10 protein-coding genes are annotated in these 12,632 nt (G+C 66.9%); all 10 read left to right on the top strand.

The genetic code is table 11. The annotated features are described in order from the left end of the window. Window positions 1-122 precede the first annotated feature (122 nt). The 10 genes from DXT74_RS17355 to DXT74_RS17310 all read left to right on the top strand — a co-directional run bounded on the left by DXT74_RS17355 (window position 123) and on the right by DXT74_RS17310 (window position 12,588). Window positions 123-656, top strand: a complete 534-nt coding sequence (locus tag DXT74_RS17355; RefSeq protein WP_081556351.1) for a DUF5943 domain-containing protein — start codon at window positions 123-125, stop codon at window positions 654-656. A gap of 13 nt (window positions 657-669) precedes the next feature. Beyond that, window positions 670-2,730: an NADH:flavin oxidoreductase gene (locus DXT74_RS17350; protein ID WP_194426573.1), complete on the top strand. Its 2,061-nt coding sequence runs from the start codon at window positions 670-672 to the stop codon at window positions 2,728-2,730. A gap of 1 nt (window position 2,731) precedes the next feature. After that, complete coding sequence (locus tag DXT74_RS17345) at window positions 2,732-4,675, top strand: DUF3483 domain-containing protein (RefSeq protein ID WP_194426572.1); 1,944 nt, start codon at window positions 2,732-2,734, stop codon at window positions 4,673-4,675. After that, window positions 4,672-5,769 carry an electron transfer flavoprotein subunit alpha/FixB family protein gene (locus DXT74_RS17340; protein WP_194426571.1) on the top strand — a complete coding sequence of 366 codons (1,098 nt, stop codon included), beginning with the start codon at window positions 4,672-4,674 and terminating at the stop codon, window positions 5,767-5,769. The genes DXT74_RS17345 and DXT74_RS17340 overlap by 4 nt, the downstream gene beginning before the upstream one ends. Then, entirely contained in the window at window positions 5,766-6,539 is a 774-nt protein-coding gene (locus tag DXT74_RS17335; protein WP_194426570.1) for an electron transfer flavoprotein subunit beta, read from the top strand. The genes DXT74_RS17340 and DXT74_RS17335 overlap by 4 nt, the downstream gene beginning before the upstream one ends. 27 nt (window positions 6,540-6,566) lie before the next feature. After that, complete coding sequence (locus tag DXT74_RS17330) at window positions 6,567-7,853, top strand: aromatic ring-hydroxylating dioxygenase subunit alpha (RefSeq protein WP_194426569.1); 1,287 nt, start codon at window positions 6,567-6,569, stop codon at window positions 7,851-7,853. Beyond that, a complete protein-coding gene (locus tag DXT74_RS17325; protein ID WP_194426568.1) occupies window positions 7,846-8,961 on the top strand; it encodes an FAD-binding oxidoreductase in 1,116 nt (371 codons plus the stop codon). The genes DXT74_RS17330 and DXT74_RS17325 overlap by 8 nt, the downstream gene beginning before the upstream one ends. A 475-nt stretch (window positions 8,962-9,436) precedes the next feature. Next, window positions 9,437-10,483: a glycine betaine/L-proline ABC transporter ATP-binding protein gene (locus DXT74_RS17320; protein WP_194426567.1), complete on the top strand. Its 1,047-nt coding sequence runs from the start codon at window positions 9,437-9,439 to the stop codon at window positions 10,481-10,483. Window positions 10,484-10,562: 79 nt separating this feature from the next. Continuing rightward, the gene (locus tag DXT74_RS17315) at window positions 10,563-11,426 is read left to right on the top strand and encodes a proline/glycine betaine ABC transporter permease (protein WP_081556358.1); all 864 of its coding nucleotides are present in this window, start codon (window positions 10,563-10,565) and stop codon (window positions 11,424-11,426) included. A 175-nt stretch (window positions 11,427-11,601) separates the two neighbouring features. Beyond that, complete coding sequence (locus tag DXT74_RS17310; protein WP_194426566.1) at window positions 11,602-12,588, top strand: GlxA family transcriptional regulator; 987 nt, start codon at window positions 11,602-11,604, stop codon at window positions 12,586-12,588. The last annotated feature ends 44 nt before the right edge of the window (window positions 12,589-12,632 follow it).

The raw sequence follows: 12,632 nt of genomic DNA, 5'->3' as shown, positions 1-12,632 counted from the left end.
AGACAAGGCGCAAACCACTGAGAAAGCGAGATATATGTTTGGTATATCAGCGTTTCGAAGTCGTTTCCAACGCCGTATCGCCGAACCGTAGCAGGTTTTGAACAGGTTTCCAGGAGAACGGCATGCAACCGCAACTTCCCATCGATGTGGACCCCGACAGCGGCGTCTGGCGCACCAATGGCCTGCCCATGTTGTACGTGCCGCGTCATTTCTTCATCAACAACCACCTGGCCATGGAGGCCGCGCTGGGCCGTTACCCGTACGCGGACGCGCTCTACCAGGCCGGACATCGTTCCGCCCACTACTGGTGCGCCAGCGAAGCGGCCACCCACGGCCTGACCGGTCTGGCGGTGTTCGAGCACTATCTGAGCCGGCTGTCTTTGCGCGGCTGGGGCCGCTTCCGCTTTTTGGAGGCGGATGTTGCCCGCGGCAATGCCCACATCCGGCTGGACCACTCCTGCTTCGTGCTGGCCCAGGGCGAGGCCGGCGCGCCGCAAAGCGAGCACATGGCCTGCTATCTCTTCGCCGGCTGGTTCGCCGGAGCGATGGACTGGGTGGGGGAAAGCCTGGGGCGCGACTACCGCACCGTCAGCCGCGAAAGCCAGTGCGCTGGGCAGGGCGCGCCGTATTGCGCGTTTTCGGTCCACCCTTTGTAACCAGGAGCCGGCCATGTCTTACCCGCATTTGTTCGAACCCATCACCCTGAACCGGCTGACCTTGCGTAACCGCATCGTGAGCACCGCTCACGCCGAGGTCTACGCCGAAGCCGGCGGCCTGCCGGGCGAGCGCTACATCCGCTACTACGAAGAAAAAGCCAAGGGCGGTTTGGCGCTGGCGATTTGCGGCGGCTCCAGTCCGGTGTCCATCGACAGCCCGCAGGGCTGGTGGAAATCGGTGAACCTGACCAGCGATGCGGTGATAGAACCGCTGGCGCGGCTGGCGGAAGCCATGCACCGCCACGGCGCCAAGATCATGATCCAGGCTACCCACATGGGGCGGCGCTCCAGCTTCCAGGGCGAGCACTGGCCGCATCTGCTCAGCCCCTCCGGCGTGCGCGAGCCGGTGCACCGCGGCAACGCCAAGATCATGGAGGTGGAGGACATTCGTCGCGTGATCGCGGACTTCGCGCTGGCGGCGCGGCGGGTCAAGGCCGCCGGCCTGGACGGCATCGAGATCGCCGCCGCCCACCAGCACTTGATCGACCAGTTCTGGAGCCCGCGCACCAATCAGCGCGACGACGAATGGGGCGGCAGCCTGGAAAACCGGCTGCGCTTCGGCATGGAGGTGCTGCAAGCGGTGCGCGCCGAGGTGGGTGCGGACTTCTGCGTCGGTCTGCGCATGAGCGGCGACGAATTCCACGAAGACGGCCTTAGTCACGACATGCTCAAGGAGATTGCCGCCGCCATGTCCGAAACCGGGCTGATCGACTATCTGTCGGTGATAGGCTCCGGCGCGGACACCCACAACAGCCTGGCCAACTGCATGCCGCCGATGGCGCTGCCGCCCGAGCCTTTCGTGCATCTGGCCGCCGGCATCAAATCGGTGTCCAAGGTGCCGGTGATGCACGCGCAGAGCATACGCGACCCAGTGCAGGCGGAGCGCATCCTGGCCGCCGGCATGGTGGACATGGTGGGCATGACCCGCGCCCACATGGCCGACCCGTATTTGGTGATCAAGATCCGCGACGGCAAGGAAGACCAGATCCGCCAGTGCGTGGGCGCCAATTACTGCATAGACCGCCAGTACTACGGCCAGGATGTGCTGTGCATCCAGAACGCCGCCACCAGCCGCGAGTCCACCATGCCCCATCTTATCTCGCGGGCGGCGCGGCAGCGCCGGGTAGTGGTGGTGGGCGCGGGGCCGGCCGGGCTGGAGGCGGCGCGGGTGGCGCGCGAGCGCGGCCACGAGGTGGTGCTGTTCGAGAGGCAGCCGCAGGTGGGCGGTCAGATCCTGCTGGCGGCGCGCGCGCCGCAGCGCGAACAAATGGCCGGCATCGTGCGCTGGCTGGACATGGAAACTCAGCGCCTGGGCGTGGACCGCCGGCTGAGCACGACAGCGGACCGCTCCATGATCATGGACGAACGGCCGGATATCGTGGTACTGGCCACCGGCGGCCGGCCGCATACCGGCCAGATGCCGGCCTGGGGCGTGGCGGAGGGGCTGGCCGTCGGCAGCTGGGATATCTTGTCCGGCCAGGTGGAGCCGGCTCGCAATGTGCTGGTTTACGACGCGCTGGGCACCCACGCCGGCTTCGGCGTCGCCGACTATTTGGCCAGCCGCGGCAGCTCGGTGGAAATCGCCACGCCGGACGTGAAGGTGGGCGACGACACCGGCGGCACCACCTTCCCCATCTTCTACCGCCGCCTGTACGCCCAAGGCATCATCCCCACCCCCAATGTCTGGCTGGAGGGGGTGTACGCCGAAGGCGACAAGAAAATCGCCGTGCTGCGCAACGAGTACACCGAAGCGCTGGAAGAGCGGGCGGTGGACCAGGTGGTGATAGACAACGGCGTTCTGCCGGACGACGCCCTGTACGGGCAACTGAAGCCCTTGTCGCGAAACCGCGGTCAGGCCGATGTGCGGGCGTTGTTCGCCGCCGAGCCGCAGCCCTGTCTGGACTGGCCGCTCGCGGCCAGGGAATTCCTGCTGTTCCGCGTAGGCGACTGCGTCTCCATGCACAACATCCACGGCGCGCTCTACGACGCTCTGCGGCTGGCCAAGGATTTCTGACATGAGTTTTCCCTACCTCCTTAGCGGCCTGTTCTGGTTGGGCGCGCTGCTGCTGAGCGCTGGCCTGCTTCGGCGCGCGGGGTTGTGGCGGCGAGGGCGTGCCGCTCCGGCATCCTGGCGTGGCCTGCTGGCCGCGCCCAAGCGTTACTTCGTGGACCTGCACCGCGTGGTGGCCCGCGATCCGGCCGCTGCGCGGGCCCATGTGGCGGCGGCTGGCGGCGGGACGGCGGCGCTGTTGCTGATCGCGCTCAATTACGGCCTGCTGCTGCATCAGCGCTGGCTGGACCTGCTGCTGGCGGCGGCGGCCGTTCTGATGCTGATCGGCGCGGCCTTGATGCGCGCGCGCCGCCGCGCGCCGCCGGCCCGGCTGTCTCAGGGAGAGTGGCAGCGGTTGCCGGCCCGGCTGGCCTGTTTCGCGTTGGGCGCGCTGCTGGCGGCAGTCTTGGCCGGCGGCGACGTCTGGTTGAGCGCCGCAGGACAAGGGCTGGCCGCCGTCGCTTTATCACTGCTGGCGTTGGGCGGCGCGGAACTGGCCCTGGGCATAGGCCTGGGCCGGCCGATGAAACACGCGATGGCCGGTTTGCTGCACCTGGCCTTCCACCCGCGCGCCGAGCGTTTCGTCGGCAAGTCCGCCGATCTGAAGCCCTTGAACCTGGCCGTCGGCGAGCTGGGCGCGGCGCGGGCGGCCGATTTCGCCTGGAACCGGCTGCTGTCCTTCGACGCTTGCGTGCAATGCGGCAAATGCGAAGCCGCCTGTCCCGCCTTTGCCGCCGGCCAGCCGCTCAACCCCAAGCGCCTGATCCAGGACCTGGTGACGGCCATGGCCGGCGGCGGTCCGGCTTACGCCGGCAGCCCGCATCCGGGCCGGCCGGCGACCGTGGCCGCGAGCGCGGATGGAGAGATCGTCGGCGGCGTGTTGGAGGCGGATACCTTATGGTCCTGTACCACTTGTCGCGCTTGCGTGGAAAACTGCCCGATGTTGATCGAACATGTCGACGCGGTGATCGACCTGCGCCGACACCTGACCCTGACGCGGGGCGAACTGCCGGGCAAGGGGGCGGCGGCGCTGGCTAATCTGCGGCATACCGACACCGTCGGCGGTCATCCGCTGCGTGCCCGCTATCACTGGGCAACAGACCTGGATCTGCCGCTGCTGCGCGAGGGGGAGTCGGTCGATTGGCTGCTGCTGGCGGGCGAGGGCGCTTTCGACATGCGCTACCAGCGCGCTTTGCGCGCCTTGCTGACCGTGCTCAAGGCCGCCGGTCTGCGCGTCGCGGCGTTGGGCGAAGCCGAGCGCGATTGCGGCGATCTGGCGCGCCGGCTGGGCGACGAGGCGGGCTTTCAGCGGCTGGCGCTGGCCAATATCGCCACGCTGGGGCGCTATCGTTTTGCCCGCATCGTCACGCCGGACCCGCATGTTTTTCACTGTCTGGCCAATGAGTACCCGGCGCTGGGCGGACATTACGAAGTCTGGCATCACAGCCGGCTGCTGGACCAGCTGCTGGAGACGCGCGCGCTTCGCGTGCGCTCTCGCGACTCGACGGAGCCGCTGAGCTATCACGACCCCTGTTACCTCGGCCGCTACAACGAGGGCTACGCCGCGCCGCGCCGCGTGCTGGCGGGCATTGGCATCCAGGTGGTGGAGATGAGCCGTTCCGGCCGCGACGCCCGCTGCTGCGGCTGGGGCGGCGGGGCGGCCTTTACCGACGTGCCGGGGTCGCGCCGGATTCCGGACATGCGCATGGACGACGTCCGAACTGCCGGCGCCGGCCGCGTCGTGGTGGCTTGCCCCAATTGCACCGCGATGCTTGAGGGCGTCAGCGGCGAGCGGGCGGAGGTGGTGGAATTGGCGGAACTGGTGGCGGAACGTCTGGATACCGGCCCAGAAACCGGGCAAGGGCGGGGCGCGGCGCAGCAAGGCCAGGCCGTGAAGGAGGAAGCATGAAGATGAAGCCAACCGCCCCGCGAGTGGACCCGCGCCGGCCCTGGATACTTTCGCCGGGCGGGCTCAAGCGCATTGTGCTGGGCGAGGACGGCGGCCTTCGCGAAGCGCCGCCGGCGAGCGCGGTCAAGCTCAAGCCGCTGCGTAGCGCCGGGCCGTTCGATGGGCGGTTGTTGGTGGTGGCGCACACCGAGCGCGGTCAGCTGGATGAAGCGGCGCGCGAGGCCATCGCCGCCGCCGCGCTGCTGGCCGGTCCGAGCGAGGAGGTGTTGGCGGTGCTGTTCGGCATGGAGGGGTGCGCCGACGCCGAACTGGCGGAACTGGCCTTGGATCGCGTCTTGACGCCGGCTGATCCGGGCTTTGCGCCGGAAGCCAAGCTGGCCTTGTTGCAGCGGCTGTGGCGGCGGGAGCAGCCGCGTCATGTCCTGTTCGCCGACCGCGGCGAGGACGCCGACCTGGGCCGGCGCTTCGCCTGCCGCGAGCGCCTGTCGGTGTTGACCGACGTTGTGGAAATCGCCGCCGACGGCGTGCGCCGCCGCCGGCCGGGCGCGGGCTTCAGCGTGCATCCGCGAGCCCAGGCGCTCTTGCTCGCGCGCGGCGTGGCCGATGTCCGTCTGCCCTTCGTCGGGCTGGGGGCGAGGCTGGCTTGCCGGTTGGAGGAGGCGGAGGAACGGGTGCGGGATCTGGGCTGCGTCGCCAGCCCTGCCTCGCAACTGGCGCTGGAAGAGGCGGACCTGATCCTGGCCGCTGGCAACGGGGTCAGCGACGTGCCGGCCTTTCTGCGGCTGGCGGAGTCCATGGGCGCGGCGGTGGGCGCCTCGCGGGTGGCCGTGGACGACGGACGCTTCCGTCGCGACCAGCAAGTGGGCGCCACCGGCCGCAGCGTGCAGGCCAGTGCCTATCTGGCGCTGGGCATCTCCGGCGCGGTGCAGCACCTGCAAGGTATCAAGGCTTGCCGCCATGTGATCGCAGTCAATCTGGACGCGGCCGCGCCCATGGTCAAGCGGGCGGACCTCAGCGTGATCGACGACTGCCAGTCCTTCATTCACGCCTTGCAAGCCTTGCTGGAGCTTGAGGGCAAGGAGATGGGGAAATGAGCGATACGGTTTTCTCCGCCGCCGTTGCGGCGAAAACGGCGGTGCTGGTGGCTCCGGCGCCGCACCCGGTCAGCGGGCGGCCCTGCGCCGGACCGGGCGATCTGGCCGCGCTGGCGCTGGCGCGCCGTCTGGGCCGCGCCTTCGTGGTATTGCACGCCGGCGACGCGGACAAGACGGCGCTGGCCGACTATCTGGCCCAGGGCGCGGCGGCCATCGCCGTGTTGCAGTTGCCGGCCGACAGCGATCCGACGCCGGCATTGATCGCCGCGCTGGGCGATTTCGAACTGATTTTGTGCGGCGAACGCTCCGGGGGCGGCGAGGCGTCGGCGTTGCTGCCGTATCTATTGGCCGAAGGCCTGGAGCGCCCGCTCTTGCCCGGCGTGCTGTCCTTGACGGAAGAGGGTGGAGAATGGCGGGCGCTGCAAGGCCTGACCAGGGGGCGGAGGCGACGGCTGGCAGCCCAGGCGCCGCTGCTGGCCAGCGTCAAGCCGGACGGCGCGGAGCCGCGCTGGTCCTGGGCCGGTTTGCAACGCGGCGTGGTGACGCGCCGCGCGGCGGAGGGGGAGGCCATGCCGGCGCCCAGGCTGGAGCCGGCGCGACGCGCCCGGGCGCTGGCGGCGCAGCGCGGCAGCGGCCTGGAGCGCCTGATGGGGGCGATTGCCGGCGACGACGCGGCGGCTGGAGGGCGCGTCGTAAAACAGGGGGATTCCGTCGAGAAAGCGCAAGCGGTGCTGGATTACCTGCGCCAATATCGGCTCGTCGATTTCTGAGCCGTCTGCCATTGAGAGGAGCGAGACATGTCCCATAGCGTCATTCCCTTCCCGGCTGCGACCACGGCGCCGCTGCGCGAACTGCTGGCCCGCCGCCGTCCCGGTTACAGTCTGGAGGCGCCGTTCTATCGCTCGCCGCAGGTGTTCGAGGCCGATCTTGAATACATTTTCCGCCGTCACTGGATCTATGTCGGTGTCAGCGCGGAAATACCCGAACCGGGCGACTACCTGACCGTGGAGTTGGGGCGCGACCCCATCCTGATCCTGCGCGACGACGATATGGCCATTCGCGCCTTTCACAATGTCTGCCGCCACCGCGGCTCGCGGCTGTGCGCCGAGCGTCAGGGCTCAGTGGGCAATCTGGTCTGCCCCTACCATCAATGGACTTACGATCTGTCTGGCCGGTTGATCTTCGCCGACCATATGGAGGATGGCTTCGACCCGACGCATCACAGCCTCAAGCCGGTGGCGTTGAAAAACCTGGAAGGGCTGCTGTTCGTTTGCCTTGCCGAGCAGCCGCCGGAGGATATCGACGAGATGATGGAGCGGATGGCGCCCTATATCGCGCCGCACCGCATCGACGAGTGCAAGGTGGCGGCCCAGGTGGACATCGTCGAGGCCGGCAACTGGAAGCTGACCATGGAGAACAACCGCGAGTGCTATCACTGTACCGCCAACCATCCGGAGCTGACCGTCTCGCTGTACGCCTACAGCTACGGCTTCGCGCCCCGGGCCGAGCAAGCCTCCGGGTTGGCCGACTACCAGCGCGTCGTCGCCGAGCACCACGCGCGCTGGGAGGCCGGCGGCTTGCCCTCGGTCGAGATCGAGCGCCTGTCCGAGGTGTCCGGCTTCCGCGCGATGCGCATGCCGCTGGACCGCAAGGGCCAGTCTCAGACCGTGGACACCGGCGCGGCCTGTCGCAAGCTGCTGGGCGATCTGAGCGATCCGGAGTCCGGGGGGCTGTCGTTCTGGACCCAGCCCAACTCCTGGCACCATTTCATGGCCGACCATATCGTCACCTTCACCGCCTTGCCGCTGTCGGTGGACAGCACGCTGGTGCGCACCACCTGGCTGGTGCACAAGGACGCGGTGGAAGGCGTGGACTATGAAGTGGACAACCTTACCAGGGTATGGAAGGCCACCAATCAGCAGGACCGTCGGCTGGTGGAGGAGTCGCAGCGCGGCATCAACGGCTCCGCCTATCGGCCCGGTCCTTATTCGCCGTATACCGAGTCCTTGGTGGAGAAATTCACTCAATGGTACACGCAGCGTCTGGGCGACGGCCTGGAGCGGGAACGGCGCGACCATGAATAGCGCGCCGCCGGTCAGCCTATTGGACACCCTTCCGCAAACCGCCGACCTGCCGCTGTGGCGCGCCGGCGAGGACGGCCTGCTCGTCTGCGTTCAGGCGCGGGAGGAAACTCACGATGTGAAAACCTTCGTGTTCCGCGCCGAACCGCCGCGCCGTTTCCATTACTTGCCCGGCCAGTTCATCACGCTGGAACTGGACATCAACGGAGTTGCGGTCAACCGCTGTTACACGCTGTCGTCCACGCCCACCCGGCCGGACCGGGTGTCCATCACCGTCAAACGCATTCCCGGCGGCGTCGCTTCCTCTTGGCTGCATGAGCATTTGCGGCCGGAAATGGCGCTACGGGTATTGGGGCCAGCCGGCGAGTTCAGCTACGCGCGCCACCCTGGTTCGCCCTATCTCTTTTTGTCCGCAGGCAGCGGCATCACCCCGCTGATGTCGATGACCCGGGCGTTGACCGACCTGGCCTCCGGCGCCGACATCCTGTTTGTACACAGCGCGCGCTCTCCGCGCGACATCGTGTTTCGCAAGGAACTGAGCCTGCTGGCCAGCATCCATCCCACCTTCAGCCAGGCGGTGATTTGCGAACACCGGGCGGGCGAACCGGATTGGGCCGGCCTGATTGGCCGGTTGGATCGGACGCTGATTGAGCGCATGGCGCCGGACTTGCTCGCGCGCCAGGTGTTCTGCTGCGGTCCCGCGCCCTATATGGCCGGGGTGCGGGAGCTGCTGAAACTGTGCGGTTTCGACATGAGCCGTTATCACGAGGAAAGCTTCAATTTCGCCGAGCTCAGCGCCGCGCCGCCGGACGAAGGAGGGTGGACGCCGCAGCCCAGCGTCGAGAGCCGCGGTTTCAATGTGCGCTTCGCCAAAACGGGTGACGATTTGTCGGTGGCGCCGGGACAGACCGTGCTGGCGGCCGCGTTGGCCAAGGGCATGCGTCTGCCTGCGTCCTGCACCCGCGGCGTGTGCGGCAGTTGCAAGAGCCGCCTGTTGGAAGGCCGGGTGGACATGAGGCATCAGGGAGGCATCCGGCCGCGCGAAGTGGAGCAGGGTTATTTCCTGCCTTGCTGCAGCCTGCCGCTCACCGATCTGGTGGTGGATCGCTGAGCGTCTGCCCAAAGTCTCGCGAGCCGCGGCGAAACAAGGCGAGAGCAAGCTAAAAAGCGGGGTGCACAAGCGATATTGCGCGTTTTGAGTGTGTTTTCAACAGGGCGCCATTGAAGCGCGGCAGCCTTTGACAGGTCTGAGCGCGCGTCCGTCGCCTCCCTGTCCTCCACGCCTGCCCGGCCACGGTGGGCGTTTTTGTTTTCAACGCCGTATCCCCGAAGCGCGGCAAGCTTTGAGCAGGTTCTAACGAAGGGTTGCGGTTTTTTTACGACACCGGCCAGCCGGGCTGGAGACGAAAGCCGGCACTGGAGCCGGCGGCCAGGCCTATGCCAGCCGGTTTTGCGCGCGGATGTCGGATTTGAGCGGCTTGATGTCGGAATACCGTTACTTGGCGAGGCCCTTCCTTTCTATCTTGAACCTTGATTTGCGTTAAACATTGTTCGAATTGTCGGCGGTCGCGCCGAAGGGAGCGGGGATGCAAACGATCAAGGTCGAGGTCAGCCACCTCTACAAGGTGTTCGGCGGCAAGCCGGCGGAAGTGATGTCCTTGCTGCGGGCCGGCGAGAACAAGGACGAAGTGTTTCGGCGCACCGGGGCGGTGGTGGGCGTTAACGACGTATCGTTCTCGGTGCGCGCAGGTGAAATCTTCGTGCTGATGGGCTTGTCCGGCTCCGGAAAATCCACGCTGATTCGCCTGATCAACCGCTTGCTGGAGCCGAGCGCCGGCCAGATCCGGCTGGACGGCCAGGACCTGACCCGGCTGTCGCCCAAGCAATTGGTGGCCTTGCGCCGCCGCGACATGAGCATGGTGTTCCAGAGCTTTGCGCTGATGCCGCACCGCACGGTGCTGGACAACGCCGCCTTTGGCCTGGAAGTGGCTGGTCTCGGGCGCAAGGCCCGCGAGGCGCGGGCGCGGGAAGTGCTGGAGCAAGTGGGGCTGGCCGACTTCGCCGGCAAGTATCCGCATCAACTCTCCGGCGGCATGCAGCAGCGGGTGGGCCTGGTGCGCGCGCTGGCGGTCAATCCCTCGCTGATCCTGATGGACGAGGCCTTTTCAGCGCTGGATCCGCTCAAGCGCGCGGAGTTGCAGGACTTGCTGCTGCAATTGCAGCGCGAGCAGCGCCGCACCATCGTCTTCGTCTCCCATGATTTGGAAGAGGCGCTGCGCATCGGTAGCCGTATCGCCATCATGGAGGGCGGGCGGCTGGTGCAGGTGGGCAGCCCGCGCGAAATCATTGAATGTCCGGCCGACGACTATGTGCGCAACTTCTTCAAAAGCGTGGACACCTCGCGCTATCTGCAGGCCAAGGACCTGATAGAAGCCGCGCCGCCGCCGCGCCTGGCTGCCGCGTCGCACGTGGAGCCGTCCTGTAGCCTGTCCGATGTGCTGTTGCGGCTTCAAGCACAGGCCGAACCGCTGCAGGTGCGGGACGGCGACGGCCGCTGCCTGGGCGTAATCACCACCAGCAGCGTGCTCAGCAAGTTGTCCCAGCACCGCCCAAGCGCGGCCTCCCACCACTGAACCCCCAACGGGCGTCGCCGGCGCGGGGGCGTGGCTCTCGCAGTCCCTGGCGCGCCCGGCGAGACGAGGAACACGCCGCATGTCCGACACCAGCCCCCAGGCTCCGCTGCCGATAGGCAGCTGGGTCAATCAGATCATCCATTTTCTGTTGGAAAACAATGCCGGCGCCTTCGACGCCGTCGGCGGCGGCATCGACTGGTTCGCTACCCTGGTGGAAGCGTTATTGCAGGGCGTGCCGCCATGGGCGCTAGCCGGCTTGTTCGCTGGCATCGGCCTGTGGCGTCTGGGCTGGAAGTTTGCCGTCTTCGTCTGCGCGGCGCTGGGCCTGATCTGGGCCACCGGCTTCTGGAGCCAGACCGTCGCCACGCTGGCGCTGACCCTGTCCGCCACCTGCGTCAGCCTAATGTTGGGCGTGCCGCTGGGCATCTGCTGCGCCCGCTGGCGGCTGGCCAACGCCCTGGTACGGCCGGCGCTGGACTTCATGCAGACCATGCCGGCTTTCGTTTATCTGATTCCCGCGGCAATGTTCTTCGGACTGGGGCGGGTGCCGGGCATCCTGGCCACCGTGGTGTTCGCGGTGCCGCCGGCGGTGCGCTTGACCAACCTGGGCATCCGCCAGGTGAATCGGGAGCAGGTGGAGGCTGGCAACGCCTTTGGCTGCACCTCGTGGCAATTGCTGTTCAAGGTCCAGTTGCCCATCGCGCTGCCGTCCATCATGGCCGGGGTCAATCAGACCATCATGATGGCGCTGTCCATGGTGATTATCGCCTCCATGGTGGGGGCCGGCGGCCTGGGCAACGATGTCCTGGCAAGCATCCAGAGGCTGGACGTCGGCCTCGGTTTCGAGAGCGGGCTGGCGGTGGTGCTGCTGGCCATCATCCTGGACCGGATCACAGAAAGTTTCGGCCGCGCGCCGGAAGCGGGCGCCGCGGCCGACGGCTGAGAGCCGGTACACGATCTCGCTCTTGCTCGCGAGACTTTGAACAGGTTCTGGGAGCGGACAGGGCGGAAACAACGGACAAACAAGCACACACGCATGCGCGGCGATTTTCAAGGCCGGCTGCGAACCGTTTTGGAGCAGAACAACAATCCTCGCAACGCACACACTGGAGGTCGTGATGGGACCGCAACAGATCGCCTCGTTGTCGCATATCGCCTTTTTGCTGCTGGATCAGTTCTCAATGATCGCGTTCTCCAACGCGGTGGAGCCGCTGCGCATGGCCAATTACCTGTCGCGCAAGAAGCTGTATCGCTGGAGCTTGCTATCCGCGGACGGCGAGCCGGTCAGCGCCAGCAACGGCCTGAGTCTGTCGCCGATCTCCGCGCCGGGCCATCCGCAGCAGTACGATATGCTGATCGTTTGTGGCGGCTGTCAGGTGCGCGAAGCGGCCACAGACAAGGTGCAGGCGCTGATCCGCCGTTTCGCGGCTCAGGGCGTGCCGCTGGGATCGATCTGCACCGGCACCTTCGCGCTGGCCCGGGCCGGGGTGTTGAACGGCTACCGCTGTGCCATCCACTGGGAAAACCTGCTGTCCATTAGTGAGGAATTCCCTCGCTCCCAATTCACCTCGGACCTGTTTGTGCTGGACCGGGACCGCTTCACCTGTAGCGGCGGCACCGCGCCGCTGGACTTCATGTGTCATCTGATTCGCCACAAGGGCGGCAAGAGTCTGGCGGCCGATGTCTCGGTGCAATTCATCGTGGACCGGCTGCGCGACGATGGCGACCGCCAGCACATCCCGCTGCTGGCGCGCATTGGCACCGGACACGAGGCCTTGTTGGACGCCGCCTTGTCAATGGAGAGCAATATCGAGAACCCCCGCTCGCTGGAACATCTGGCGGCGGAGCTGGGCGTGTCGCTGCGCCATCTAGAGCGGTTGTTCAAGCGTTATCTGAGCACCACGCCGGCGCAATATTATCTGGACCTCCGCCTGCGGCGGGCGCGAGAGCTGCTGTTGCAAACCAATATGACAGTGATGGAAGTCACCGTGGCTTGCGGCTTCCTGTCTTCCTCGCATTTTTCCAAGTCCTACCGCGGGCTGTTCGGCTATCCGCCCAGCCGCGAGCGGCAGCAATACCTGGTGGCGGCCGGGGCCATCGCCTGAAAATCTCAAGGTCTGCGGCACTGCGTGAGACGTGGTACGGCGAG

Origin of the sequence: Chromobacterium sp. Rain0013 (assembly GCF_015291765.1) — a bacterium.
Lineage (GTDB): Bacteria > Pseudomonadota > Gammaproteobacteria > Burkholderiales > Chromobacteriaceae > Chromobacterium > Chromobacterium haemolyticum.
The sequence above is the reverse complement of the archived record's forward strand: the minus strand, read 5'-3'. Positions and strand labels throughout refer to the sequence as shown.

Coding starts and splice junctions, on each gene's coding strand:
- DXT74_RS17350 (WP_194426573.1), top strand. CDS start 670: ATGTCTTACCCGCATTTGTTCGAACCCATCACCCTGAACCGGCTGACC.
- DXT74_RS17340 (WP_194426571.1), top strand. CDS start 4,672: ATGAAGATGAAGCCAACCGCCCCGCGAGTGGACCCGCGCCGGCCCTGG.
- DXT74_RS17335 (WP_194426570.1), top strand. CDS start 5,766: ATGAGCGATACGGTTTTCTCCGCCGCCGTTGCGGCGAAAACGGCGGTG.
- DXT74_RS17310 (WP_194426566.1), top strand. CDS start 11,602: ATGGGACCGCAACAGATCGCCTCGTTGTCGCATATCGCCTTTTTGCTG.
- DXT74_RS17345 (WP_194426572.1), top strand. CDS start 2,732: ATGAGTTTTCCCTACCTCCTTAGCGGCCTGTTCTGGTTGGGCGCGCTG.
- DXT74_RS17320 (WP_194426567.1), top strand. CDS start 9,437: ATGCAAACGATCAAGGTCGAGGTCAGCCACCTCTACAAGGTGTTCGGC.
- DXT74_RS17355 (WP_081556351.1), top strand. CDS start 123: ATGCAACCGCAACTTCCCATCGATGTGGACCCCGACAGCGGCGTCTGG.
- DXT74_RS17315 (WP_081556358.1), top strand. CDS start 10,563: ATGTCCGACACCAGCCCCCAGGCTCCGCTGCCGATAGGCAGCTGGGTC.
- DXT74_RS17325 (WP_194426568.1), top strand. CDS start 7,846: ATGAATAGCGCGCCGCCGGTCAGCCTATTGGACACCCTTCCGCAAACC.
- DXT74_RS17330 (WP_194426569.1), top strand. CDS start 6,567: ATGTCCCATAGCGTCATTCCCTTCCCGGCTGCGACCACGGCGCCGCTG.